We start from the raw sequence: 24,760 nt of genomic DNA, 5'->3' as shown, positions 1-24,760 counted from the left end.
CCTATGAAGTTTTTGTTGCTTGCTTTGGGGATATTTGGGGTGGATTATGGCTTAAAGGATTATACCAACAGTCACAGGCTTCAAGGAGAGGAAGAAGCAATACTTGGCGGCAGGATGATCCTGCGCAATTATCACAATGAGGGAGCAGCTCTTGGCTTTTTGAAAAACTATCCGAAGCTGAATAAAGGTCTGTCTTTCTTTGTGCTCTCAGGTGTAATCTGGGAATTTTTGAAGAAGCTGGCCGTTAGAGGGGAGAAGCTGACGAAATTAGGGCTGTGCCTGCTGACAGGCGGCGGATTGAACAACTGTTGGGAGAGACTAAGAAAAGGGTATGTGACAGATTATCTGAGTTTTTCCGTGAAAAACAAGAAGCTGAAAAAGCTTGTGTTTAATTTATCGGACTTTTGTGTTTTTGCGGGAGTACTGATCTGTGGACTTTCGTGTCTGCTCAAAACGGGCCGAAAAGAAATATGAAATCAAGAAAACTGCAACGCATCGGAAACTATTTATAGAATTTCGATGCGTTGCAGTTTTTTTGAGAGGCGGGGTAGGTCTTTTCCGTAAAATAAAAAAAGAATGCAGGAGATGGGACTTGAACCCACACGATCTTGCGACCACAGGCACCTGAAGCCTGCGCGTCTGCCAATTCCGCCACTCCTGCATTTCCTATTGTTACAGTCACTCATGACTGCTTGACTATAATACCTCAGATTTTGACAAAAGTCAAGAGAAAATTGAAAAAAATATCTGTCTGCATTCCGTAAAATAAAAAAGAATGCAGGAGATGGGACTTGAACCCACACGATCTTGCGACCACAGGCACCTGAAGCCTGCGCGTCTGCCAATTCCGCCACTCCTGCATTTCCTATTGTTACAATCGCTCTCGACTGCTTGACTATAATACCTCTATTTCGAGAAGAAGTCAAGAGAAAATTCGAAAAAATTGAAGGAGAAATGTAACAGTTCAGCCAGCGCCATTCGTAAAAACGCACTGCGTGCTTATCGTGGCTGATGCTACCGTTTTACTCATGACAAGGCGCTCAGCTCATACAGATGTTCGCTCGCAAAAACATACAAGTATGTTTTATGCTTCCCGTACACTGTATGATTGAACTGTAACTAACCTAACAAGGTACTATTTCTTTTCCGACAGCTTTTTTGCAGATATGTTCAGAAAAATTAAGATAATGATCTGCATCAGCAGAACACAGGAGGTGAGAATAATCTGCGTGACAGTGGGGCGGAAAAGGGACAAAAAGGAGATAATCAGGGTAGCCGGAAGCAGCATATAACCGGTAAGCTTCCAGATCTGGCCTGATATTGTTTTAGGACTTTTGGACGAGAGCCTGCGCCCGCGGATGACGATAAATACTGGAATGATAAAATTTGTTATCAGAAAGATAAACCACAGTGCCATAGAGATACCTCCAATATACTATAATAACGAAGAAATACAATTATTGTGAAGATGCATTTTCTTTTTCTTGAGAACAGCATAACAGATTTTAAGGGGAATTTCCATGCTTGATTTTGGAAAACTATTGGTACAGTAACTATTCAGCCATAACAGCTCGGATTAGCTGCTGTGCAGCTTATATCGCCGCATATGCGGTGAAATCCTCACTTATGGTTAAGCGCCATATGTCTGACAAGAGCAAAACTCCTCTGCAAGCAAGCTTGCTTCGGATTTTTGTTCTTATCAGCCGCATGGCTGAATAGTTACTTGACACAAAAAACGAAAGAAGTTTACAGTTGAAAAATAAATGCTCTTGTGATACACTTTGTAAGATTATGGGATATGAACTGATAATTAACAGAGAAAGGAAGATTGTATGAAAGCATTCCTCATATTAGAAGACGGACATGTTTTTTCGGGTACCAGTATTGGTTCTGCGCGGGAAGTGATCAGTGAGATCGTGTTTAACACTTCCATGACGGGCTATCTGGAAGTGATGACAGACCCTTCCTATGCAGGGCAGGCGGTCTGTATGACGTATCCGTTGATTGGAAACTATGGCATTTGTTACGAAGATCAAGAATCGAATCGGCCATGGATTGATGGATATATCGTTCGGGAATTGTCCAGAATTCCCAGTAACTTCCGCAGTGTGGACACAATTCAGCATTTCTTAGAAAAACATGACATTCCAGGTATCTGTGGGATTGATACCAGAGCTCTCACCAAGATATTGAGAGAAAAGGGTACGATGAATGGCATGATTACTGTCAATGAAAACTTTGATTTAGATGATATTATTCCCCGTTTACAAAAATACAGAACAGGAAAAGTAGTCGAAAAAGTGACCTGTCGAGAGAAAAAAGTGCTTCCAGGAAAGGGACCGAAGGTGGCCCTGATGGATTTTGGAGCAAAGAGAAATATCGCCAGATCACTGAATGAGAGAGGATGCCAGGTGACGATTTATCCGGCACTGACCACGGCGGAAGAGATTTTGGCAGATCAACCGGATGGAATTATGCTCTCTAATGGGCCCGGGGACCCCAAAGAGTGTACTTCTATTATACAAGAGGTGAAAAAACTTTATGACTCCCAGGTTCCGATTTTTGCAATCTGTCTGGGACATCAGTTGATGGCGTTGGCCACTGGGGCAGATACCCATAAGATGAAGTATGGCCACCGGGGAGGAAATCATCCGGTGAAGGATTTAAAGACTGGCAGAGTCTATATTTCCTCCCAAAATCATGGATACGTGGTTGACACAGAAACGTTGGATGAGAGGGTGGCTAGACCGGCCTTTGTAAATGTCAATGATCAGACGAACGAGGGGCTAGAATATATAGGAAAGAATATTTTTACGGTTCAGTTCCACCCGGAGGCCTGTCCGGGGCCGCAGGATTCCAGCTATCTGTTTGAGCGTTTTATTGAGATGATGGGAGGTACAAAGTAATGCCGAGAGATAACAGCATAAAGAAAGTCTTAGTGATTGGCTCCGGACCTATTATCATCGGGCAGGCGGCAGAATTTGACTATGCGGGAACTCAGGCCTGCCGCTCTTTGAAGGAAGAAGGGTTGGAAGTCGTTTTGCTGAACTCCAATCCTGCCACGATCATGACAGACAAAGACATTGCGGACAAGGTTTACATTGAACCGCTGACGGTGGAAGTTGTAGAGCAGTTGATTCTCAAAGAAAAACCGGATAGCGTGCTTCCTACACTGGGAGGACAGGCAGGCTTGAATCTGGCAATGGAACTGGAAGAGGCTGGATTTCTGCGAGAACACCATGTGCGCCTGATTGGTACGACCTCAGAGACGATCAAGAAAGCGGAAGATCGTCAGGAATTCAAAGATACCATGGAGAAAATCGGAGAGCCCGTGGCTGCCTCTAAGGTGGTGACTACCGTTCAGGAAGGTGTGGAATTCACCAATTCGATTGGTTATCCGGTGGTATTGCGCCCGGCTTATACTCTGGGCGGCAGCGGCGGAGGCATCGCGAACAATGAGTTTGAGCTGAGGGAAATTCTGGAAAATGGGCTGCGTCTGTCTCGTGTGGGAGAGGTGCTGGTAGAGCGGTGCATCGCCGGTTGGAAAGAGATCGAGTATGAGGTGATGCGGGACAGTGCTGGAAACTGCATCACAGTATGTAATATGGAGAACATCGACCCGGTGGGTGTGCATACAGGTGACAGTATCGTTGTAGCTCCGTCTCAGACTTTGGGAGATAAGGAGTATCAGATGCTGCGTACTTCTGCGCTGAATATCATCACGGAGCTGGGAATCACAGGCGGCTGTAATGTGCAATACGCTCTCCATCCAGAGAGCTTTGAATATTGTGTCATCGAGGTAAACCCCCGTGTGAGCCGTTCTTCTGCTCTGGCGTCTAAAGCGACGGGATATCCCATCGCGAAGGTGGCTGCTAAGATCGCGCTGGGCTATACCTTAGACGAGATCAAGAATGCGATTACTGGGAAGACCTATGCCAGCTTTGAGCCGATGCTGGACTATTGCGTGGTGAAAATTCCCAGGCTGCCCTTTGACAAATTTATCAGTGCAAAGAGAACGCTGACGACTCAGATGAAGGCGACAGGAGAGGTCATGAGTATCTGCAATAATTTCGAGGGAGCGCTGATGAAAGCGATTCGCTCTCTGGAACAGCATGTGGATAGTCTTCTTTCCTACGATTTTACAGCACTGACCGAAGAGGAACTCCTAAGACAGTTGGAGGTTGTGGACGACAGGCGAATCTGGGTGATTGCGGAAGCAGTTCGCAGGAGAATTCCGCAGGAGAAAATTCATGAGATTACAAGAATTGATTTATGGTTTATTGATAAAATCGCAATTCTGACAGAGATGGAAGCGGCTCTTCGTACGCAGCCTCTGACAGAAGAACTTCTCAGAGAGGCGAAGCGCCTGGAATTTCCGGACTACCTGATTGGAAAGCTGAGTGGCAGGACGGAAGAGGAAGTCAAAAAGCAGCGTCTAGATGCAGGCATCGTGGCTGCCTATAAGATGGTGGACACGTGTGCGGCGGAATTTGCGGCAGAGACCCCGTATTATTATTCTGTGTACGGCGGGGAGAATGAAGCATTTGAGACGAAAAACAAGAAGAAGGTCCTGGTTTTAGGCTCGGGACCGATTCGAATCGGCCAAGGCATCGAGTTTGATTTTTGCTCTGTGCACTGTACCTGGGCGTTTGCCAAGGAAGGCTACGAGACGATCATTGTGAACAACAACCCGGAGACTGTGAGTACGGATTTTGACATTGCGGACAAATTGTATTTTGAGCCTCTGACCCCGGAGGATGTGGAGAATATTGTCAACATCGAAAAGCCAGACGGAGCGGTGGTGCAGTTTGGTGGTCAGACAGCGATTAAACTGACCGAGGCGCTGATCAGGATGGGGGTGAAGATTCTGGGAACCTCTGCCGAGAATGTGGATGCAGCAGAGGACAGAGAACTGTTTGATCAGATTCTGGAAGAGTGTGAGATTCCGCGGCCAAAGGGTCATACCGTGTATACGGCTGAGGAGGCGAAAAAGGCAGCCAATGAGCTGGGGTATCCGGTTTTGGTCCGGCCTTCCTATGTACTAGGCGGCCAGGGAATGCAGATCGCTATCAACGATCAGGATGTGGAAGAATTTATCGGGATTATCAATCGAATTGCCCAGGAGCATCCGATTTTGGTGGATAAATATCTGATGGGAAAAGAGATCGAAGTGGATGCAGTCTGCGACGGGGAGGAAATTTTGATTCCTGGGATTATGGAGCATATTGAGCGGGCGGGAATTCACTCTGGTGACAGTATTTCTGTGTACCCAGCTCAGACTATCAGTGAGACTGCGAAAAAGACGATTGAGGAATACACACGCCGCTTAGCCAAATCTTTGCATGTGATCGGTATGATTAACATACAGTTTATTGTATGCGGGGAGGAGGTCTACGTGATCGAGGTGAATCCTAGATCTAGCCGTACTGTGCCCTATATCAGCAAAGTGACGGGAATTCCTATTGTTCCGTTGGCGACAAAGGTGATTTTGGGATACAAATTAAGAGATCTGGGCTATGAGCCAGGACTTCAGCCAGAGGCAGAATATTATGCGATTAAGATGCCGGTGTTCTCCTTCGAAAAAATCCGTGGAGCTGATATCAGCCTAGGGCCAGAGATGAAATCCACCGGTGAGTGTCTCGGAATTGCCTCTAGCTTTAACGAAGCGCTTTACAAAGCGTTTTTAGGAGCGGGAGTGCGCTTGCCGAGGCATAAAAACATGATTATCACCGTAAAAGATGAGGACAAGCCGGAGGTAGTGGCGATTGCGAAAAGATTCTCCGCCTTGGGATATAAAATTTTTGCCACCAGAAGCACAGCAAAAGTGCTGAAAGAACATGGTGTGAAGGTAATACGGACAAATAAACTAGAACAGCCGTCGCCGAACCTGATGGACTTGATTCTGGGACATAAAATTGATTTGATTATCGACACACCGCCTCAGGGAGTAGAGCATTCAAAGGATGGATTTTTGATTCGTAGAAATGCGATAGAGACGGGTGTGAATGTATTGACTTCTTTGGATACGGCGAACGCTTTGGTGACAAGTTTAGAGAATACAGATCTGCACAATTTGACTTTGATTGATGTGGCGCAGATCGCGGGAAGATAGTTGGCGGCTCTTGTAAGCAAATTTGATAAGCTGCTGTGTGCAAGGATAGTGCCGCGGCAGCTTGTTTTGGTGTTACAGGAAAAACTTGTCATGCTAATGCGTGAAAGTCCTTTCCTATAGCACAAATACTCCGTAGGATCGCACAGCGGCGGAGACGAAAATGTTGTTGATGCAACCCGTCGCAGGCGGAGAATCCTGCGTGGCAGGATTCTTTTTTATATAATTATCTAAGAGGAGGAAATATGAGTATCATTGAATTTTTTAAAGTGGTAATTCTGGGAATTATCGAGGGAATTACAGAGTGGCTTCCGATCAGCAGCACGGGACATCTGATCTTAGCCGACGAGTTTATCAAGCTGAATGTCAGCGATGCATTTATGCAGATGTTTTTGGTTGTGATACAGTTGGGGGCGATTTTGGCAGTTGTGGTTTTGTATTTTAAAAAGTTATGGCCTTTTTGTACCTGGGAAGGAAATGGTGAGGTGCTCAAAAGCAAGGATAAATGGATTCTCTGGGGAAAGATTGTCCTTGCCTGCCTGCCTGCGATCTGCATCTCTCCTTTCAACGATTTTATCGAAGAAAAATTCAACAACTATGTGGTTGTGGCTATGATGTTGATCGTCTATGGGATTCTCTTTATTATCATCGAGAACTATAATAAGAAGAGAACTCCTACCTGCACATCGCTAAAAGAGATGAGTGTGAAGACTGCCCTGTTGATCGGGCTTTTCCAGGTGCTGGCTGTGGTACCCGGAACTTCCAGATCTGGTTCCACCATCATCGGAGGAATCCTGATCGGTGTTTCCAGAACTGTAGTGGCGGAGTTCACATTCTTTTTGGGAATTCCAGTCATGTTTGGAGCGAGTCTTTTGAAGGTGGTCAAATTCGGTTTTGATTTCACTGGTACAGAGATCACTATTTTGCTTCTGGGAATGGCGGTAGCCTTTTTCGTATCTATTTTGGCGATCAAGTTTTTGATCGGATATATCAAGAAACATGACTTCAAAGCCTTTGGATGGTATCGAATTGTCCTGGGTATTGTGGTTTTGGGATACTTTGTGGGGAAAACCTATATCTGAAATCTGAAAAAGGATAGAAGATACGTGAATAAAGAGGAGGCGAAGACATGGAGAAGCGCTATGTGATGGCATTGGATCAGGGGACGACCAGTTCCAGGTGTATTTTGTTTGATCGGCAGGGCAAAATCTGTAGTATCGCGCAGCGGGAGTTTCCGCAGTACTATCCCCATAGCGGATGGGTGGAGCATGATCCCATGGAGATTTGGGCTACACAGATCAGTGTGGCTACGGAGGCCATGAGCAAAATCGGGGCGGACGCCTCCGACGTGGCGGCGATAGGAATCACTAACCAGAGGGAGACGACAGTCGTGTGGGACAAAGGGACGGGAGAACCGGTGTATCGGGCAATTGTCTGGCAGTGCAGGAGAACTGCTGACAAGGTTGATGAGTTGAACCGGAAAGGTTATGGCCCGTTGATCAGACAGAAGACAGGGTTGATTCCGGACGCCTATTTTTCTGGTACTAAGATTCAGTGGATTTTGGAACATGTGCCTGGGGCCAGACAGAGGGCTGAAAGAGGAGAGCTCCTCTTTGGTACGGTGGATACCTGGCTGATCTGGAATTTGACCAAGGGGAAGGTCCATGTGACAGATTACACCAATGCGTCCAGGACCATGCTGTACGACATTCATAAAAAGCAGTGGGATGAGGAACTACTGCAACTTTTGGAAATTCCTATCTCGATGATGCCTCAGGTGAAGCCTTCCAGCTGCATCTATGGATATTCCAGCGAGAAGATTATGGGTGGGAAAATTCCGATTGCAGGCGCGGCAGGCGATCAACAGTCTGCACTATTCGGACAGTGCTGCTTCAACTCAGGGGATGTGAAAAACACTTATGGGACCGGCTGTTTTTTGCTGATGAATACAGCAGATCAGGCAGTCAGTTCGCAAAGTGGGCTGTTGACTACCATGGCGGTTCAACCGGATGGTTCACCGGGATATGCTCTAGAAGGCAGTGTGTTTGTGGCAGGAGCGGCGATTCAATGGCTGCGGGATGAGATCAGGATTATTGAGAGTGCAGCGGAGTCAGAACGTTATTGTCGCGAGGTGGAAGACTGCGGCGGTGTTTACGTGGTTCCGGCTTTTACAGGGCTGGGAGCTCCTTACTGGGACCAGTATGCCAGAGGTGCAGTGTTGGGCCTGACACGGGGAGCCAGCAGAGCCCATCTGGTACGGGCTACTGTGGAATCTTTGGCCTATCAGGTGCATGATGTCATTCAGGCGATGGAGCAGGATGCGGGAGTTCGCCTGAATGCGTTGAAGGTGGACGGAGGTGCTAGCGCCAATGATTTCTTGATGCAGTTTCAGGCGGATATTTTGAATTCACAGGTAGTGAGGCCAAGCTGTATTGAGACGACAGCTTTAGGGGCCGCCTATCTGGCAGGGCTTGCTACGGGATTTTGGCCTGATGCGGTCCAGGTGGAAAAGAACTGGAGCCAGGAGAAATGCTTTTTGCCGTCCATGGAAGAGGCAAAGAGAGTGAAATTGCTCAGAAGATGGGACAAGGCAGTTGCCTGTGTCCGGGGATGGGCAGAAGAATAGAAAACCGGTGGTCTTGGAAATGATTCCAAGATCACCGGTTTTTTATATAATAGGAGAAATTTGTCACGATGATGTGTGAAAGTACTTTCCTATTACATAAATGCTCCGTATGGATTGCACTGCGGCGGAGTGGAAGATAACGCTTTGCGCCCCGACGCAGGCGGAGAATCCTGCTTGCAGGATTTTTTAATAAGAACTTTGTTTAAGGGGCTTATGCTATAATTGTGCCCGTTTTTCCCAAATAGCCGTCTTTGGCATGGGGAATATCGGTGATGACAGCTTTACGGCCTTCTCCTTTTTCTACGAAAGAGACGCCGGCTTCAAATTTCGGCAGCATGGAACCGGGAGCAAACTGGTTTGCGGCCATATGCTTTTTGGCTTCTTCCACGGAAATTTTATCCAGATAGACCTCCTGCGGGGTCTGAAGATTGAGGCTGACTTTTTGTACGCTGGTCAGAATCAAAAGCTGATCGGCATCCAGTTTTTCCGCCAGCAGGCCGCTGGTAAGATCTTTTTCAATAACAGCACTGGCTCCGCGAAGCTGTGCGCCCTGCTCGAGAACAGGGATTCCGCCGCCGCCACAGGCGATCACGACCTGGCCTGCCCACACGAGCGCGCGAATCGCGTCAAGCTCTACAATAGCCTGAGGCTTAGGGGCTGCCACAATCCGACGATAACCTTTCCCCGGTATCTCGGTGACAAAGTTTCCTTTCTTTTCCTCCTCCTCGGCCTCCTGGGCGGTCAGATAGCGCCCGATGATTTTTTCAGGATCTGCAAAGGCATCGTCATAAGGGTCGATGACTACCTGTGTGAGAATGGTGCTGACTGTTTTGTATATGCCCCGGCCGATTAATTCAGCGCGGATGGCATTTTGCAGATCATATCCGATGTACCCCTGGCTCATGGCGGAGCAGACAGACATCGGAGCAAATGTATAGTCAGGGTGGGCTTTTCCAAATTCATTCATAGCGGTGTGAATCATTCCCACCTGAGGCGCGTTGCTGTGGGAGATCACGACTTTGGCACCCAGTTCCACCAGGTCTGCAATTGCTTTGGCAGATTCTGTGACTGCCTGCTTTTGTTCCGGTAAGGTATTGCCCAAAGCCCGATGTCCCAGGGCAACGACCACAATTTTCTGACTCATATGAAAAACCTCTCTTATTTTTTTATGTTCTGTTGAATATCTTTATTATAGGAGGTTTGTCTTTGGGATGCAAGAAAATCTTTCCCGAACAAAGTGGGCAAGCCCATTTCAACGCCCTATCTCATCAAGCCTTGAGGGGCGTAGCTCACTTTGCGCCGCCGCAACACCGCTTTGCGACGAATTGCCTTATTGCGGTGTGCACATCCTTAGCGGAGCGTTTCTGTTATAGGAAAGACCTTTCACAAGATCTTTCCTATAAAAAGAAACAACCCCCGCTTTCGCAGGGGTTGTAACTTTTTTTGAGGGGGGAGATAGAGAGTGGTTATTCATCTATCCGAGACTTATTATATCTAAGAAATATGGCTAAAGTTTGACCGTTTTCTAAAAGAAAAAGAAAAAATATAAATAAATGTTAAAAAAAGAATAGGAAAATGAATTTGACTTGTTCCGGAAAAAACGGAATGCTATAATAAAGTCAGGCAGAACCAATTTCTTCGATTCTGTCGATTCTTATTTACGCGGAGATATAAACGGCGAAGACTTCTGGATTTATTGCCGGTTCCGCAAGACAGCAAAACACATAGGTGTTTTGTCTGGTCTCAATTCAAGGCCTTTCGGCCAAATTTTCCAAGAAATACCAAAGAACCTATCAGATGGAGAAGACTCCCGCCTCTATAGAAGGCGAGCAAGAAATTAACATCAGTGGCAGGTGTCATTCCCCCATCTGATAAACGCTCCGCGAGGATGCGCAGGGATTCAGAGATGAATGATGTGGGCTAATGCCGACCCAAATCCCGCGCTAAAGCTCGCGAGCGAGTCTTGAAATGTGCCCGGCTACTTTTTGCGCAAAACAAAGAGGTGCCAGGAGGCCATGCCTAAGGAGGGATGCCTATGTCTGTATGCAGGAGGTAACTTGTTGTCAGCAAAATGAAGGAGAAAACAGAAAATATGAGGAAAATCGTAAAAAGAAAGATAGCCGCGGCATGCGTGGCGGCATTCATGGTCCTGCAGTGCCTGCCGGCAGCGGCGGCATATGCAGACGGGCCTTCTCAGGAGGTGGTTTTGGAAAAGACCGCTCATTGGACGGATGAGAGAGCCTATGAGGCTGAAATTGATTTGACAGTAAAAGGAATGCAAAGTTATACCGAGAAGCAAAAGCCGGTGAACATTGTTCCTGTTTTGGATGTGACAGCGTCTATGAATTACTGCGACACCCCCGGCCATACAAAACTGGTGATAGGACATACACTGTCCGCGATGGAGAACAGCAAGGAGATCTGGGAAGAGATCAAGGAGACTTTGCCGGATGAAGAAACCTACCGGAAGCTGGGAGAGGAAAGCCCAGATCAGCTTTTTTTGTCCTTGCCAGAGTCTGTGGACCCTGAGGGGAAATGCAGGCTGGTATGCGGGCAGGAAGATAGAAGTGACAGGCTTCCCTATGACAATATCAGTGGATGGAAGATTATCTATGTGACAGATGATCAGACGTTGCTGACGGGAGTAGAAGAGGGAACTAAGCTGAGACGTTTCAGTCACACGATTGACCATGGGGGAATTTATTTGCCTGTGGGAGAGACTAAAATTTTTGAGAATCGGACAACCTGGCACTATTACAGTGGAAAAACAGAACGGTGGCAATGTGAGAAAAGTCGTATGGAGCACTTGGAGGAAGGGTATGCTCAATTTTTGGATGCGGTGTTTGAGGATATGCAGCCCATGATCTGTCCCATTGTGTTCATCGGCGGATATTATATCAATGGATGGACACAGTCGAAAGAAGAGGCAAGAGATTTTCTGACAGAAAAAGAATACTTAAATAAAGAAGCCGTACTGCCTGCCCAGAACAATGGGACGAACCATGAAGCGGCGGTATTGGGAGCTTTAGATGCAGTAGAGGAATTGGAGAATAAAGAGAACACGTTTGTTATTTTATTTACAGATGGAACTACGACCGCAGGCTACTCTCATGCAGACGGAAGTGCAGACTTAGGACTTTTGGACAGTCACAGCTATGGAATGGCAGAAGAGGATAGCTCCTGGTACAGTCAGTTTTCGCAGTGGGCGTTGGAAGATGCGACGGTCTTAAAAGAGCAGGTTCCGATTTATGGAATTGGTTACGGGTCCGATATGGGAAACGACACAGACAGTCAGGAATTTATTGAGGCTCTCAGCTCAGGAGAGGAGTACTATATTGATACCAGACAGGAAGAGATGCAGGATATCGGGAGTATATTTAAAGCAGTATATTCCGACCTATGCTGGAAGGCGGTGAAAGTCCAGGTGACGGACTATGTCTCTGAGTACTGGAAGGTAAAAGAAGGGGAATTGCCCATGGGCAGTAAAGTTGAGAGTGTCGGCATTGTGAATCAGAGAGGGGAAGAGGATACGATCACCCGGATTACTTTTCCTGTCACGAAAGAGATGGGAGAAGATGACCAAGAGAATTTCAGAATTCCAGTGGTTCTAAGAGAAGCCTATCGAGAGGTACAGGAACCGACTCTGTACGAGACGAACCAGGATGAACCGCTGTCTAAGGATGTGGACGGAACTGGTGCCTATGTGACTTATGAGGACGAGAATCAGGTGACACAAAAGGTGATGGCCAGTTCACCGGAACTGAAGGTATGTCCCAATAAGATAGACTATACGGTTCAAAAAGAGGCGCTTCAGAAACAGGTCAAGGCCGGACAGGATGTTTTGTACAAAGTGACTTTGACAAACACAGGGGGCTGGGATTTGGAAAATGTGTCTCTGACGGATGTCTACCCTGAACAGGAGATTTCTGTGCGTTTTTTGGGACAGGAAGGGGTGGAAGTGGGCGAAGATGGAGCCCGGGCTGTGGTGAAGCTGCTGCCGAGAGGAGAGACCGTGGTGTTGGAAGTGCGCGCGCAGATTCCGGAGACTGCAAAGGGAACCCTGACCAATAAATTGACTGCGATGGCTGTAAATCCGGAGAGTCCAGAAGAAACACTTGTGAGGGAGGCAGAGGCGTCGGTGGAAGTGGAACCGGCAGTTTTGGATTACACCGTGAAAAAGACCGCGGACAAGACACATGCGAGCGCGGGAGATACGATTCATTATGAGATCACGATCACTAATACAGGAGAGCAGACACTTCGGTCGGTAGTTACCACAGACAAATTTACAGTAGAAGGAGTCCAGGCTGTATTCGAGGAGCAGGAAGGTGTCTCATTGAATGAGGAAAAGAATCAGGCTTATGTGGAAGCAGTGGCTCCAGGGGAAGAACTGGTGTTAAGAGCGGAAGTAACCTTGCCCGAGGATTTTAAGGATTCTACTTTGGTGAATATGGCCGTGGTGTCTGTGGAGGGTTCGCAGCCCAAAGAGAGTCAGGCAGAAGTGAAAATTTCAGAGAAACCGATTCCCACGGCGACGCCTAAGGTGGAAAAACAAAATTCCGGCACGGGAACCACTGCCTCCGGGGAAAAGAAGGCATCTCCGGTGAAGACGCAGGATGATTCCAGAGCAGAGCTTTTTGCGGTCTTGGCCATGGGTTCGGCTGTTGCACTGGCAGGAATCTTTTTGCGTGTGAAGAATCGGAAAGTTGAAAAGTAAAGGCAGGTGTGCTATCCTATATAAGAATCAGTTGGGGTCAAAAGGTATTTTGGCCCCATTGTAAAAAATGGAGGTATCGCTATGAAATTGACGGCTTTACTTGAAGATTTAGAATATACCTGCTGCCAGGGAGATGAAAATGCGGAGGTCACCGATGTGGTGTACGATTCCAGAAAAGTTCAGAAAGGGTCTCTGTTTCTGTGTATCCGCGGCGCAGTGGTAGACGGCCACACTTTTGTCCCAGATGTGGTGAAAAAAGGGGCGGGGGTTCTCGTAGTGGAGGAGAAAGTGGAAGCTCCAGAACACGTGACGGTAATTTTGGTAAAGGATACTAGATACGCCATGGCGTGTATTTCAGCAGCCTATTTTGGACACCCTGCCAGAAGGCTGAAGACAATCGGCGTGACAGGGACAAAGGGAAAAACTACGACTACTTACATGGTGAAATCAATTTTGGAAAATGCAGGGTACCGTGTGGGACTGATTGGCACGATTGAGGCGATTGTTGGAGACAAGGTGATACCGGCAGTGAACACGACACCGGAATCCTATGTGATTCAGAAATATTTCAAGGAGATGGCAGATGCCGGCTGTGATTGTGTGGTGATGGAGGTATCCTCACAGGCGCTGATGTTGCACCGGACCGCAGGTTTTGAGTTTGATTTTGGGATTTTTACGAACATTGAGCCAGATCATATCGGGCCCAATGAGCACCGGGATTTTCAACACTATCTGGAATGTAAGTCCATGCTTTTAAGACAGTGTAAGGTGGGAATTGTAAACCGGGATGACAAACATTTTGAGCAGATTATCAAAGGACACACCTGCGCTCTGGAGACCTTTGGATTTTCAGAGAAGGCAGATCTTCGGGCCGAGGATGCGAAACTGGTGTCAGGAAAAGGATGGTTGGGTATTGATTACCAGGTGCGGGGGATGATGAATTTTCAAGTAGAAATCGACATTCCCGGAAAATTCAGTATCTACAATTCCCTGACCGCGATTGCGATTTGCCGTCACTTTAAGGTTTCTGAGAAGGACATTGTGAACGCGCTGCGTGTCGCGAAGGTGAAAGGCAGAATTGAGATGATTAAGGTATCGGATGAGTTTACCTTGATGATTGATTATGCTCACAATGCGATGGCTCTAGAGAGTTTGTTGACAACATTAAGGGAATACCACCCACACCGACTGGTCTGCCTATTCGGATGCGGTGGAAACCGTTCAAAACTGCGTCGTTATGAGATGGGTGAGACTTCTGGTAGGTTGGCAGATTTGACGATTATCACTTCAGATAATCCAAGATATGAAAAACCTCAGGCAATCATCGACGACATCAAGGTAGGGATCTCTAAGACAGATGGAAAATATATAGAGATTGCGGACCGCAAGGAGGCAATTGCCTATGCGATACATCATGGAGAGCCGGGAGATATTATTATCCTAGCCGGAAAAGGACATGAAGATTACCAGGAGATTGAGGGCAAGAAATATCCGATGGATGAGAGGGTATTGATTGCGGATATTCTGGCTGGACGTTAGAAGGACAGAGAATGAAATATGCCAGCATAGTTGTAGATATAACCAGTGAAAAATTAGATCGGGCGTTTCAGTACCGAATTCCCAGCCAATGGGAGCAGGAGCTAGAAGTTGGCATGGTAGTTACCGTTCCATTTGGAAAGGGCGATCGGGAAATCAACGGCTATGTCGTAGAATTGACGGATACGCCTCAGTTTGATGTGGAGAAACTAAAGTGTATCCGTTCCATAAAGAGTGACGCGAAGACCACGGAATCCAGTTTGATTGTCTTGGCAAAATGGATGAGAGAGCATTACGGTTCCACGATGATTCAAGCACTGAAGACAGTTTTTCCCGTGAAAGCGAAGGTGCAGCAGTGTCAGAGACGTACTTTGGTGCTACAGCTTTCAGCGGAAGAGGCAAAATTGCAGTTAAAAGAGTTGGAGCGCAAGAACTATCGTGCCAGAGCTAGGCTTTTAAGTGCTTTGATGGAACATGGAAGTTTGGATGGAGTGCGGGCAGCGAAAGAATTAGGAGCGGTCAGCAGCGTGGTGAAGTCTATGGAAGAGGCAGGGTGGATTCGGGTAGAGTGTGAGAACGTCTACCGGGACCCGGTGCGCAGTGAAAAGATACAGAAGCTGCCGCCGGCGAAACTCACCGGTGAACAGCGAAAAGTTTTGGATGGAATTATCCAAGAGTGGGAAGGGAAATCCCGGCCTTGTCTGATTCATGGTGTGACCGGCAGCGGAAAGACGGAAGTGTATATGGAGTTGATTGACCGGACTCTGAAGCAGGGGAAGCAGGCAATCATACTGATACCGGAGATCGCACTGACCTATCAGACGGTTATGCGGTTTTACGGAAGGTTTGGAGAGGTGATGTCCGTTCTCCATTCCAGACTCTCCCAAGGAGAGCGCTACGATCAGTTCTGTAGGGCGAAGGAGGGAAAGATTCAGATCATGGTGGGGCCGAGATCGGCCCTGTTTACACCGTTTCCAAAGCTGGGACTGATTGTAATTGACGAAGAACACGAAAATACCTATAAAAGTGAAATTACTCCCCGTTATCATGCGCGGGAGGCTGCCATATGGCGAGCATGGAAGGAACAGGCGCATGTGGTAATGGGGTCTGCGACTCCGTCTTTGGAAGTCTATGAACGGTGTATGAGAGAGGAATACGCGCTGTTTGAGATGAACAACAGATATGGAGAGCGGCCATTGCCAGGGGTTTCTATCATAGATTTGAGAAGAGAGCTGCGGGAAGGAAACCGCTCAATACTGAGCAGGGAGCTTCAAAAAGCAATGGAAGTACGGCTGGAGAAAAAGGAACAGGTCATACTTTTTTTGAACCGGCGAGGGTATGCAGGATTTCTCTCCTGTCGTTCCTGTGGACAGGTGATTCAGTGTCCCCACTGTGATGTCTCTTTATGTGCCCACAAGGGAGGAAAGTTGGTCTGTCATTACTGTGGTTATGAGACAGAGGCTGTGAAGAAATGCCCCTCCTGCGGTTCGCCGTATATTGGGGCGTTTCGGGCCGGAACACAGCAGATACAAGAGATTGTTCAGAAGCAGTATCCGAACAGCAGGGTTTTGAGGATGGACTATGACACCACGAAAGGGAAGGAGGGCCACGGGGAAATTCTGGAGGCATTTTCCAGGCGGGAAGCAGATATTCTCATTGGTACCCAGATGATTGTAAAAGGACACGATTTTCCCAACGTGACACTGGTGGGAGTTCTAGCTGCGGATTTATCGCTTCACGGGGACGATTATCGCTGTGCGGAGAGAACTTTTCAGCTCTTGACGCAGGCAGTTGGCCGGGCCGGAAGAGGTGAAAAGCCCGGAGAGGCGCTGATTCAGACTTATCAGCCAGAGCATTACAGTATTCAAGCAGCGGCCAGACAGGACTATCGGAGGTTTTACGAGGAGGAGATGGGATACCGCACTTTGCTGGGATATCCTCCGGCTGAACATATGATGGCGGTACTGGGGTCCTGTCAGGAAGAAGAACGGCTGAATCAGGCCATGGAATATCTAAAAAGATTTATCCAGAGAGTCTACACTAAAAAAGATTTGAGAGTCATTGGTCCGGCGCCGCAGTCAGTGGGGAGAGTCAAGGATCAGTATAAAAAGGTAATCTATCTGAAACATGCCAGGGAAGATGTCCTCATCTATGTGAGAGACAAGCTGGAACAATATATGGAAATTAATTCAGGCTTTCATTCTATGACGATTCAGTTTGACATCCAGTAGGAAAAAAACGGCTGTGAATGTGAGAAAATTTTAAAAGAAGTGTAAAAAAATGGAAGTGTGCCTGGGAACAGCCTGGGTACACTAGGAAAAGGAGACGAAAAAATGGCGTTGAGACAAATCAGAGTGGAGGGCGACCCGGTATTGACGAAAAAATGCCGCCCGGTGGAAGAGATGAATGACAGAACGAGACAGTTGATTGACGACATGCTGGATACGATGTACGAGGCTATGGGAGTCGGACTGGCAGCTCCCCAGGTGGGAGTGCTGAAGAGAATCGTCGTGATCGACGTGGGAGAGGGACCTCTCGTTATGATTAATCCAAAGATCGTGGAGACTTCAGGAGAGCAGACTGGGGATGAGGGATGCCTGAGCATTCCTGGAATGGCAGGGGAAGTGACCAGGCCTAATTATGTAAAAGCGATTGCCTTCAATGAAAATATGGAAGAATTTGAGGTGGAGGGCACAGAACTGTTGGCGAGAGCGATCTGTCATGAGTGCGATCATCTCGATGGAATTATGTACACAGCACATGTAAACGGAGATCTTCATCGTGTGGAATACGATGACTATGAGGAAGACTAAGATGAGAGTAATATTTATGGGCACGCCGGATTTCGCGGTGGGGACTTTGAATGCTCTGGTGGAGGCAGACCATGAGGTTTTGGCCGTGGTTACTCAGCCAGACAAGCCGAGGGGCAGAGGAAAAAATCTGTGCTGTACTCCGGTGAAGGAAGAAGCACTGAGGCATGGACTGGCAGTCTGTCAGCCCAAAAAGGTCAGAGATCCTGAATTTATCGAAACTTTGAGACAATTAAAGCCAGAGGCGATTGTGGTGGTGGCATTTGGGCAGATTATTCCCAAGGAAATCCTGGAAATGGCTCCTTATGGCTGTCTGAATGTACATGCTTCTCTTTTGCCGAAATACCGCGGCGCGGCGCCAATACAATGGGCTGTCATTGACGGTGAGAAGGAGTCAGGCGTCACGATTATGAGAATGGATGAAGGCCTGGACACCGGGGATATGATTTCTCGCTCAGTCGTATCGCTAGACCCAAAAGAGACAGGGGGAAGCCTGTTTGACAAGCTGAGTCAGGTAGGAGCAAAGCTGCTTGTCGAGACTTTGGAGCAGGTGAAAAACGGCCAGGCAGTCTATGAGAGACAGCCGGAACAGAGTCCTACTGCCTATGCGAGCATGATCGACAAAAAGATGGGAAATATCGACTGGACGATGCCGGCGGTGAAGATCGAGCGTCTGATTCGCGGACTGTCTCCGTGGCCGAGCGCCTATACTTTCCTAGAAGGAAAGACGCTAAAAATCTGGGCGGCTCGTGTGGTTCAGGAGGAGACGACGGCGAGGCCAGGAGAAATTTTTCACACTGATAAAAGAGGAATTTACGTTGCTGCCGGTGAGGGAGTCCTGTGTTTGGACGAAGTTCAGCTAGAAGGAAAGAGAAGAATGGCTGCGGCAGACTTTTTGAGGGGATGTAAGATAGAGAAAGGCACAAGATTGACCATGAATAAGGAGTGATGACATGTATAGCGGCATTTATTATGGATTTGATCCGACGGTTCTTTTGCTTATCATAGGAGTGATTTTATCACTGGTGGCATCTTCTAGGCTGAAGAGTACTTTTGCGACTTACTCGAGAGTGCGGAGCGCATCGGGGATGACAGGGGCTCAGGCGGCACAGAGAATTTTAAATTCCAGAGGGCTGTATGATGTCCAGGTGGTTCCCATTGCAGGAAATCTCACAGATCACTATGACCCCAGGACAAGAAGAGTCTGTTTGTCTGAGGCCAGTTACAATCAGTCTTCTCTGGCAGCGGTGGGAGTGGCAGCCCATGAGTGTGGCCATGCCGTGCAGCACGCGGAGAACTATGGCCCTTTAAATTTGAGAAGTTCCTTGGTGCCGGTGGCGAACTTAGGCTCTACGTTGGCTTGGCCTTTGTTTTTTGTGGGGTTGATTTTTTCCATGCGTCCGCTGTTGACTGCGGGAATTGTCTTATTTAGCGCCGCTGTATTGTTTCAGCTCGTGACCCTTCCTGTGGAGTATAACGCGTCCAGCAGGGCGCTGAGACTGTTGTCTGAGACGGGAATCTTAGGGGACAATGAAGTGAGGGGCTCCAAAAAAGTATTGTCGGCAGCGGCTCTTACTTATGTAGCAGCGCTGGCGGGCTCTGTTTTGCAGCTGCTGAGACTGCTGATTTTGGCAGGAGGAAGAAATCGTGATTAGTGGAATGAATACAAGAGAACTGATACTGGGGATTCTTTTGGCTGTGAATGAGGAGGGAGAGCCGAGTCATCGTGTGATTCGCGAGGTCTTGACAAAGCACCAGTTTCTTCCAAAACAGGAGCGGGCTTTCATCACGAGAGTGTGCGAGGGAACCTTAGAGTATCAGATTACCATAGACTATATCTTAAATCATTTTTCTAAAGTGAAGACAGATAAGATGAAGCCCGTGATTCGGGAAATATTAAGAAGCAGCGTCTATCAGCTTAAATACATGGACAGCGTGCCGGATTCGGCAGTCTGCAATGAGGCTGTAAAGCTGGCTCAAAAGAAAGGCTTCTATAATCTAAAGCCATTTGTAAACGGTGTGCTGCGCACCATCGCCAGAGAGATGGAAGAGGTTCCTTATCCGGAACGCTCAGATTTAGAGAACCATCTGTCTGTCAAATACTCGATGCCGCCGTTTTTGGTTCAAAAATGGCTGAGGGAGTACGGCGAGGAAATTACGGAGAAGATGCTGGCTGATTTTCTCACGGAGCGGCCGACGACAGTTCGGTGCCGGCAATACCTGACAAACCAGGAGGAGACGCTGGAAAGCATCCGGGAACAGGGGATTCAAGTGAGTCCGGCGCCGTATCTGGACTATGCGTTTTACCTCTCGGGATACAATCATATCTTGACTATCCAGGCTTTTTTGGAGGGCAAGATACAGGTGCAGGATGTGAGCTCCATGTTGGTGGCAGAGGTTGCGGCTCCTAAAAAGGGAGACCAGATATTAGATTTGTGTGCGGCACCTGGCGGAAAGAGTCTGCATGTTGCGGATAAGATGGCTGGGTTTGGGATGGTGGAAGCCAGAGATCTGACAGAGTACAAAGTGGGGTTGATTCAGGAGAATATCGTAAGAGCTGGGACGATCAATGTCCAGACACGTTGTATGGATGCCACGGTTTTGGATATCGACTCGGAAGACTCGGCAGACATCGTCTTGGCGGATGTTCCGTGCTCCGGCTACGGGGTCATCGGAAAGAAACCAGATATCAAATACAAAGTCACGCCATCTAAGCAGGAGGAAATTGTGATACTCCAGCGCAAAATTTTAGACCGGGCAGCCAGGTACGTAAAAAGAGGAGGAACTCTTGTATACAGTACCTGTACGATAGCAAAAGAGGAGAACCAGGAAAACGTATCGTGGTTTCTGGAAAACTATCCCTTTGAGGCTGTGGAGCTGGATTCTTGTCTGCCTCAGGAGCTTTGCTGTGAGACTACGAAGCTAGGATATCTGCAGCTTTTGCCCGGGGTACATAAAACAGATGGGTTCTTTATAGCGAAATTTAAAAGGAAGAGATAAATGACAGACATAAAATCTATGACGTTAGAGGAGCTGCGTCAGGCGTTGACAGGGCTTGGGGAAAAGCCTTTTCGGGCGAAGCAGCTCTATGAGTGGATTCACAGAAAACTCGCGGTGTCCTACGATGAGATGACGAACCTTTCTAAGCATCTGAGAGAGAAGCTGGAAAAGGAGTATCCGCTGACTGTTTTAGAAGCAGTGGATGTACAGGTATCAAAACAAGATGGCACTTGCAAGTATTTGTTCCGGTTAGAAGACGGGAATGTGATTGAGAGTGTTCTCATGAGATATCACCACGGCAACTCTGTCTGTATTTCCTCTCAGGTTGGGTGCAGAATGGGGTGTAAATTCTGCGCCTCCACGATTGGCGGCCTGACTAGGAATTTGAGATCGTCGGAGATGTTAGATCAGATCTATCGTATACAGAGGCTGTCTCAGGAACGTGTCTCCAATGTGGTGGTGATGGGGACGGGAGAGCCTTTGGACAACTATGAAAATCTTTTGAGGTTTATTGAACTTTTGACCGGCGAAGATGGGTTGCATATCAGCCAGAGGAATCTGACGGTTTCCACCTGTGGTCTGGTTCCGAAGATCAGACAACTGGCAGATGAGAAGCTGCAGATTACGCTGGCTTTGTCTTTGCACGCTCCCAATGATGAAAAGAGAAAAGAGCTGATGCCCATCGCCTATAAATATACGATGGACGAAGTGCTGGATGCCTGCCGTTATTATTTTCAGAAGACTGGGCGGAGGATTACCTTTGAGTACAGTCTGGTGAGAGGCGTCAATGATTTTGAGGAGGATGCCTGTCAGTTGGCGGGGCAGATTCAGGATATCAATTGCCATGTCAATTTGATTCCCGTGAATCCCGTAAAGGAGCGAAGCTTTCGGCAGTCCACCCGTCAGGCTGTGGAGAATTTCAAAATAAAACTTGAAAAATGTGGAATTAATGTTACTATTAGAAGAGAAATGGGCAGCGATATAGACGGTGCCTGTGGACAATTGAGAAAAAGGTTTATAGATGAACAAAAGGGGAAAGAATAAGACAGACAGAAAGTGAGAAGTAAGAATGAACTTATATTCGGTTACAGACGTTGGTCGGAAACGCAAGATCAATCAGGATTACGTCTATGTATCGGATAAACCGGTGGGAAATCTCCCCAATCTGTTTGTGGTAGCCGATGGAATGGGAGGGCATAATGCAGGAGATTTTGCCTCCTCTTTTGCGGTGAGAGTCGTAGTGGAATCGGTGGAAGGAGATGTGGATTACAACCCAATTAAGGTTATCCGTCATGCGATTGAGACTGCCAACGACGAACTTTTAAGACAAGCAGAGAAGTCTTCCTCGATGGCTGGAATGGGGACGACCATGGTAGCCGCCACGATTGTAGGCAGCTACGCTTATGTGGCGAATGTGGGAGACAGTCGTCTCTATGTGATGGATTCACAACTGCATCAGGTGACGAAGGACCATTCGCTGGTACAGGAGATGGTGAGACTTGGAGAGCTTCGTGAAGAAGAAGCGCGAAATCATCCAGATAAAAATATTATCACGCGGGCTCTTGGGGCAAAAAAAGGCGTGAACATTGATTTTTTTGATCTGAAGCTAGAGCCGGGAAGCCAGATATTGATGTGTTCTGACGGCCTGAGCAACATGTTGACAGACCAAGAAATGGAAGAGGTGCTGAGCAGTTCTGAGAGTCTTCAGAAAAAAGGTGAGAAACTGATCGATCTAGCCAATGAAAATGGTGGCAAGGACAATATTGCTGTTGTTTTGATAGAACCATTTACAAGCGAGGTGAAAGTATGTTAAAAACTGGAATGATAATCGGAGAACGTTATGAGATTGTAGGCAAAATTGGGACTGGCGGTATGGCCGATGTCTATAAAGGCAAGGACCACAAGCTAAATCGCTATGTTGCAATTAAAGTCTTAAAACCAGAGTTTCGGGAAGATACAAAATTTATCAAGAAATTTCAGACAGAAGCACAGTCGGCTGCAGGTTTGACACATCCCAATATTGTGAATGTCTTTGATGTGGGCAATGATGAGGGTGTCTATTATATTGTCATGGAGTTGATCGAGGGAATCACTCTGAAGGATTATATTTCCAAGAAAGGCAAGCTGAGCATCAAGGAGGCCACAAGCATTGCCATTCAGGTATCTATGGGCCTAGAGGCAGCGCACAGCCATGGGATTGTCCATCGGGACGTAAAGCCTCAGAATATTATCATTTCTACGGATGGCAAGGTGAAGGTGACGGATTTTGGGATTGCCCGCGCCGCATCTTCCAATACAATCAGCTCTAATGTGATGGGGTCTGTTCACTATAGTTCCCCTGAGCAGGTGAGGGGCGGTTATAGCGACGAGAAGAGCGACATCTATTCTCTGGGAATTACGCTGTATGAGATGGTTACAGGTGTAGTTCCTTTTGATGGGGATACGACCGTCGCGATTGCCATCAAACATCTTCAGGAGGAGATGATTCCCCCTTCCACCTACACACCGGAACTGCCGTTTAGTCTGGAGCGAATCATTGAGAAATGTACCCAGAAAAGTGTGGACCGCAGATACCGGAATATGAGTGAGGTTATCGCAGATCTAAAACATTCCCTGATTGATCCACAGGGTGATTTTGTGAAGCTGGCATCCTTAACAAACGGGGCGCAGACAGTCATCATTTCTGATTCCGAACTCAAGAAAATCAAAGACAACAATGTAGTATCAGGTCCTTCTGAGGCGGAGACCGTGCAGTCAATCCGCACGCGTGACGAGTTTGAGGATGATCCATACGACGAGAGCTTTGACGATGGATACGATGACGATGAAGGTCATGGAATCCACAGTGGCTTGGAGAAAGCCATGAGTATTGGCGCTTGGGTATTGGGTGCTGTTATTCTATGTCTTTTAATTTTGGTGATAGGTCGGGCAGCAGGTATTTTCAGTTTTGGTTCATCAGGGGATGATGCTGGAAAGACTCAGGTGGAACAAGATAAGCGTGACGAAGATGCAGCGGAGGATTTGGTAGAAGTTCCTGATTTAGTGGGTAAGACTGAAGAGGAAGCGCAGGAGATTTTGAGTAAACTGGGGCTTGGCAGGAAGAAGTCCGGTGAGGAGGTTTCTGATCAGGCGAAGGGGTTGATCTCTTCTCAGGACCCGGCGGCTGGACAGCAAGTGGAGAAGAACACGACCATTTATTATAATCTGAGCAAGGGTGAGGAGTCTCTGACCGTACCAGATGTCACGAACAGGACTCAGGAAGACGCAGAACAGATACTTGCAGATATGGGCTTCACTGTGAATGTGACAAAAGACTATACGGACAACTACGACACTTATGTGGAAGCGGGTTACGTTATTTCCACAGACCCAGAGGCGGGAACCAGCGCAAACTCGGGAGACCAGATCACGATTTTGGTCAGCCGGGGAGAAAACTGGGGAGACAGTATTTCAGTACCGGATGTGGTTGGTATGACGGAGTCAGAGGCAAAATTGGCGTTGGCGAAATTCAGCAGCGTTACCGTGGTCTCAGAGCAGAACTCCAACGTGACTCAGGGGGAAGTGTTCGAGCAGAGTTTGGAGGCTTACAGCTATGTGTCTCCGGATGAACCTATTACAATTAAAGTCAGCAGCGGAGACACAGCTCCGACGCCTTCGCCGACACCTGCAGCGTCAACGGGTACAGGAGACACGTCAGGGACTTGGAAGTGTACACAGAAGCTGGCTACACCGGAGGGATATCAAAATGGAGTAATCCGTTTGGAGTTGATGCAGACGGTGAACGGGGAACCGAAGGTCAGCGTGATCGTGGAAGACCAGACTTTACAGTTCCCGTATCAGCTGGATGTGATCGGAGAACCGGGTGTGACGGACGGAACCATCTATCTGTATGAATTGGTGGGAGACGACTATCAGCTGGAAGGGCAGTATCCGGTTACTTTTAAGAAAGTCGAGTAGTTTTG

Annotated in this window: 17 protein-coding genes and 2 tRNA genes; 15 read left to right on the top strand and 4 right to left on the bottom strand. The window is 47.6% G+C overall.

All coding sequences use genetic code 11. From position 1 onward, the window contains the following. Window positions 1–3 precede the first annotated feature (3 nt). Window positions 4–474 carry a signal peptidase II gene (locus tag BLHYD_RS13940; RefSeq protein ID WP_005950030.1) on the top strand — a complete coding sequence of 157 codons (471 nt, stop codon included), beginning with the start codon at window positions 4–6 and terminating at the stop codon, window positions 472–474. 103 nt (window positions 475–577) lie between these two features. Here the strand turns inward: BLHYD_RS13940 and BLHYD_RS13935 are convergent. The 3 genes from BLHYD_RS13935 to BLHYD_RS13925 form a co-directional block, all read right to left on the bottom strand. Then, window positions 578–661, bottom strand: a tRNA-Leu gene (locus tag BLHYD_RS13935). A 115-nt stretch (window positions 662–776) separates the two neighbouring features. Beyond that, a tRNA-Leu gene (locus BLHYD_RS13930) sits at window positions 777–860 on the bottom strand. Between the two features lie 275 nt (window positions 861–1,135). After that, on the bottom strand, window positions 1,136–1,417 hold the full coding sequence (locus BLHYD_RS13925; protein WP_021845036.1) for a hypothetical protein: 282 nt from the start codon (window positions 1,415–1,417) through the stop codon (window positions 1,136–1,138). Between the two features lie 415 nt (window positions 1,418–1,832). On the opposite strand from BLHYD_RS13925, the gene BLHYD_RS13920 reads away from it, so the two are divergent. The 4 genes from BLHYD_RS13920 (at window position 1,833) to glpK (ending at window position 8,735) form a co-directional block, all read left to right on the top strand. Continuing rightward, window positions 1,833–2,906: a carbamoyl phosphate synthase small subunit gene (locus tag BLHYD_RS13920; RefSeq protein ID WP_005950035.1), complete on the top strand. Its 1,074-nt coding sequence runs from the start codon at window positions 1,833–1,835 to the stop codon at window positions 2,904–2,906. After that, a complete protein-coding gene (gene carB / locus BLHYD_RS13915) occupies window positions 2,906–6,112 on the top strand; it encodes a carbamoyl-phosphate synthase large subunit (protein ID WP_005950037.1) in 3,207 nt (1,068 codons plus the stop codon). The genes BLHYD_RS13920 and carB overlap by 1 nt, the downstream gene beginning before the upstream one ends. 242 nt (window positions 6,113–6,354) lie before the next feature. Then, window positions 6,355–7,191 carry an undecaprenyl-diphosphate phosphatase gene (locus tag BLHYD_RS13910; protein ID WP_005950040.1) on the top strand — a complete coding sequence of 279 codons (837 nt, stop codon included), beginning with the start codon at window positions 6,355–6,357 and terminating at the stop codon, window positions 7,189–7,191. A 47-nt stretch (window positions 7,192–7,238) separates the two neighbouring features. After that, complete coding sequence (gene glpK / locus BLHYD_RS13905) at window positions 7,239–8,735, top strand: glycerol kinase GlpK (RefSeq protein WP_005950041.1); 1,497 nt, start codon at window positions 7,239–7,241, stop codon at window positions 8,733–8,735. A gap of 211 nt (window positions 8,736–8,946) precedes the next feature. Here the strand turns inward: glpK and arcC are convergent, their stop codons facing one another. Further along, window positions 8,947–9,879 (bottom strand): carbamate kinase, encoded by a 933-nt coding sequence (gene arcC, locus BLHYD_RS13900; RefSeq protein ID WP_005950043.1) that lies wholly within the window; start codon window positions 9,877–9,879, stop codon window positions 8,947–8,949. A 948-nt stretch (window positions 9,880–10,827) separates the two neighbouring features. Between arcC and BLHYD_RS13895 the strand changes: the two genes are divergently transcribed. The 10 genes from BLHYD_RS13895 (at window position 10,828) to pknB (ending at window position 24,755) form a co-directional block, all read left to right on the top strand. Then, window positions 10,828–13,452: a DUF7507 domain-containing protein gene (locus tag BLHYD_RS13895; RefSeq protein WP_021845038.1), complete on the top strand. Its 2,625-nt coding sequence runs from the start codon at window positions 10,828–10,830 to the stop codon at window positions 13,450–13,452. A gap of 81 nt (window positions 13,453–13,533) precedes the next feature. Next, window positions 13,534–14,991: a UDP-N-acetylmuramoyl-L-alanyl-D-glutamate--2,6-diaminopimelate ligase gene (locus BLHYD_RS13890; protein WP_005950046.1), complete on the top strand. Its 1,458-nt coding sequence runs from the start codon at window positions 13,534–13,536 to the stop codon at window positions 14,989–14,991. 11 nt (window positions 14,992–15,002) lie between these two features. Then, window positions 15,003–17,219, top strand: coding sequence for a replication restart helicase PriA (priA, locus tag BLHYD_RS13885; protein ID WP_005950047.1), 2,217 nt, complete (start codon window positions 15,003–15,005; stop codon window positions 17,217–17,219). Window positions 17,220–17,321: 102 nt separating this feature from the next. Further along, window positions 17,322–17,801: a peptide deformylase gene (gene def / locus BLHYD_RS13880; RefSeq protein WP_021845040.1), complete on the top strand. Its 480-nt coding sequence runs from the start codon at window positions 17,322–17,324 to the stop codon at window positions 17,799–17,801. Between the two features lies 1 nt (window position 17,802). After that, complete coding sequence (fmt, locus tag BLHYD_RS13875) at window positions 17,803–18,747, top strand: methionyl-tRNA formyltransferase (protein WP_021845041.1); 945 nt, start codon at window positions 17,803–17,805, stop codon at window positions 18,745–18,747. Window positions 18,748–18,751: 4 nt separating this feature from the next. Further along, window positions 18,752–19,453, top strand: coding sequence for a zinc metallopeptidase (locus BLHYD_RS13870; RefSeq protein WP_005950050.1), 702 nt, complete (start codon window positions 18,752–18,754; stop codon window positions 19,451–19,453). Further along, window positions 19,446–20,798: a 16S rRNA (cytosine(967)-C(5))-methyltransferase RsmB gene (rsmB, locus tag BLHYD_RS13865; protein WP_040350732.1), complete on the top strand. Its 1,353-nt coding sequence runs from the start codon at window positions 19,446–19,448 to the stop codon at window positions 20,796–20,798. Before BLHYD_RS13870 ends, rsmB begins: the two co-directional genes overlap by 8 nt. Further along, window positions 20,799–21,842 (top strand): dual-specificity RNA methyltransferase RlmN, encoded by a 1,044-nt coding sequence (gene rlmN, locus BLHYD_RS13860; protein ID WP_005950052.1) that lies wholly within the window; start codon window positions 20,799–20,801, stop codon window positions 21,840–21,842. A gap of 25 nt (window positions 21,843–21,867) precedes the next feature. Continuing rightward, entirely contained in the window at window positions 21,868–22,611 is a 744-nt protein-coding gene (locus BLHYD_RS13855; RefSeq protein WP_005950053.1) for a Stp1/IreP family PP2C-type Ser/Thr phosphatase, read from the top strand. After that, window positions 22,605–24,755, top strand: a complete 2,151-nt coding sequence (gene pknB, locus BLHYD_RS13850; protein ID WP_005950054.1) for a Stk1 family PASTA domain-containing Ser/Thr kinase — start codon at window positions 22,605–22,607, stop codon at window positions 24,753–24,755. The genes BLHYD_RS13855 and pknB overlap by 7 nt, the downstream gene beginning before the upstream one ends. Window positions 24,756–24,760 lie beyond the last annotated feature (5 nt).

The sequence above is a fragment of the Blautia hydrogenotrophica DSM 10507 genome (assembly GCF_034356035.1).
Lineage (GTDB): Bacteria > Bacillota > Clostridia > Lachnospirales > Lachnospiraceae > Blautia_A > Blautia_A hydrogenotrophica.
This window is presented reverse-complemented; position numbering and strand designations above follow the sequence as displayed.

Coding starts and splice junctions, on each gene's coding strand:
- BLHYD_RS13940 (WP_005950030.1), top strand. CDS start 4: ATGAAGTTTTTGTTGCTTGCTTTGGGGATATTTGGGGTGGATTATGGC.
- BLHYD_RS13925 (WP_021845036.1), bottom strand. CDS start 1,417: ATGGCACTGTGGTTTATCTTTCTGATAACAAATTTTATCATTCCAGTA.
- BLHYD_RS13920 (WP_005950035.1), top strand. CDS start 1,833: ATGAAAGCATTCCTCATATTAGAAGACGGACATGTTTTTTCGGGTACC.
- carB (WP_005950037.1), top strand. CDS start 2,906: ATGCCGAGAGATAACAGCATAAAGAAAGTCTTAGTGATTGGCTCCGGA.
- BLHYD_RS13910 (WP_005950040.1), top strand. CDS start 6,355: ATGAGTATCATTGAATTTTTTAAAGTGGTAATTCTGGGAATTATCGAG.
- glpK (WP_005950041.1), top strand. CDS start 7,239: ATGGAGAAGCGCTATGTGATGGCATTGGATCAGGGGACGACCAGTTCC.
- arcC (WP_005950043.1), bottom strand. CDS start 9,879: ATGAGTCAGAAAATTGTGGTCGTTGCCCTGGGACATCGGGCTTTGGGC.
- BLHYD_RS13895 (WP_021845038.1), top strand. CDS start 10,828: ATGAGGAAAATCGTAAAAAGAAAGATAGCCGCGGCATGCGTGGCGGCA.
- BLHYD_RS13890 (WP_005950046.1), top strand. CDS start 13,534: ATGAAATTGACGGCTTTACTTGAAGATTTAGAATATACCTGCTGCCAG.
- priA (WP_005950047.1), top strand. CDS start 15,003: ATGAAATATGCCAGCATAGTTGTAGATATAACCAGTGAAAAATTAGAT.
- def (WP_021845040.1), top strand. CDS start 17,322: ATGGCGTTGAGACAAATCAGAGTGGAGGGCGACCCGGTATTGACGAAA.
- fmt (WP_021845041.1), top strand. CDS start 17,803: ATGAGAGTAATATTTATGGGCACGCCGGATTTCGCGGTGGGGACTTTG.
- BLHYD_RS13870 (WP_005950050.1), top strand. CDS start 18,752: ATGTATAGCGGCATTTATTATGGATTTGATCCGACGGTTCTTTTGCTT.
- rlmN (WP_005950052.1), top strand. CDS start 20,799: ATGACAGACATAAAATCTATGACGTTAGAGGAGCTGCGTCAGGCGTTG.
- BLHYD_RS13855 (WP_005950053.1), top strand. CDS start 21,868: ATGAACTTATATTCGGTTACAGACGTTGGTCGGAAACGCAAGATCAAT.
- pknB (WP_005950054.1), top strand. CDS start 22,605: ATGTTAAAAACTGGAATGATAATCGGAGAACGTTATGAGATTGTAGGC.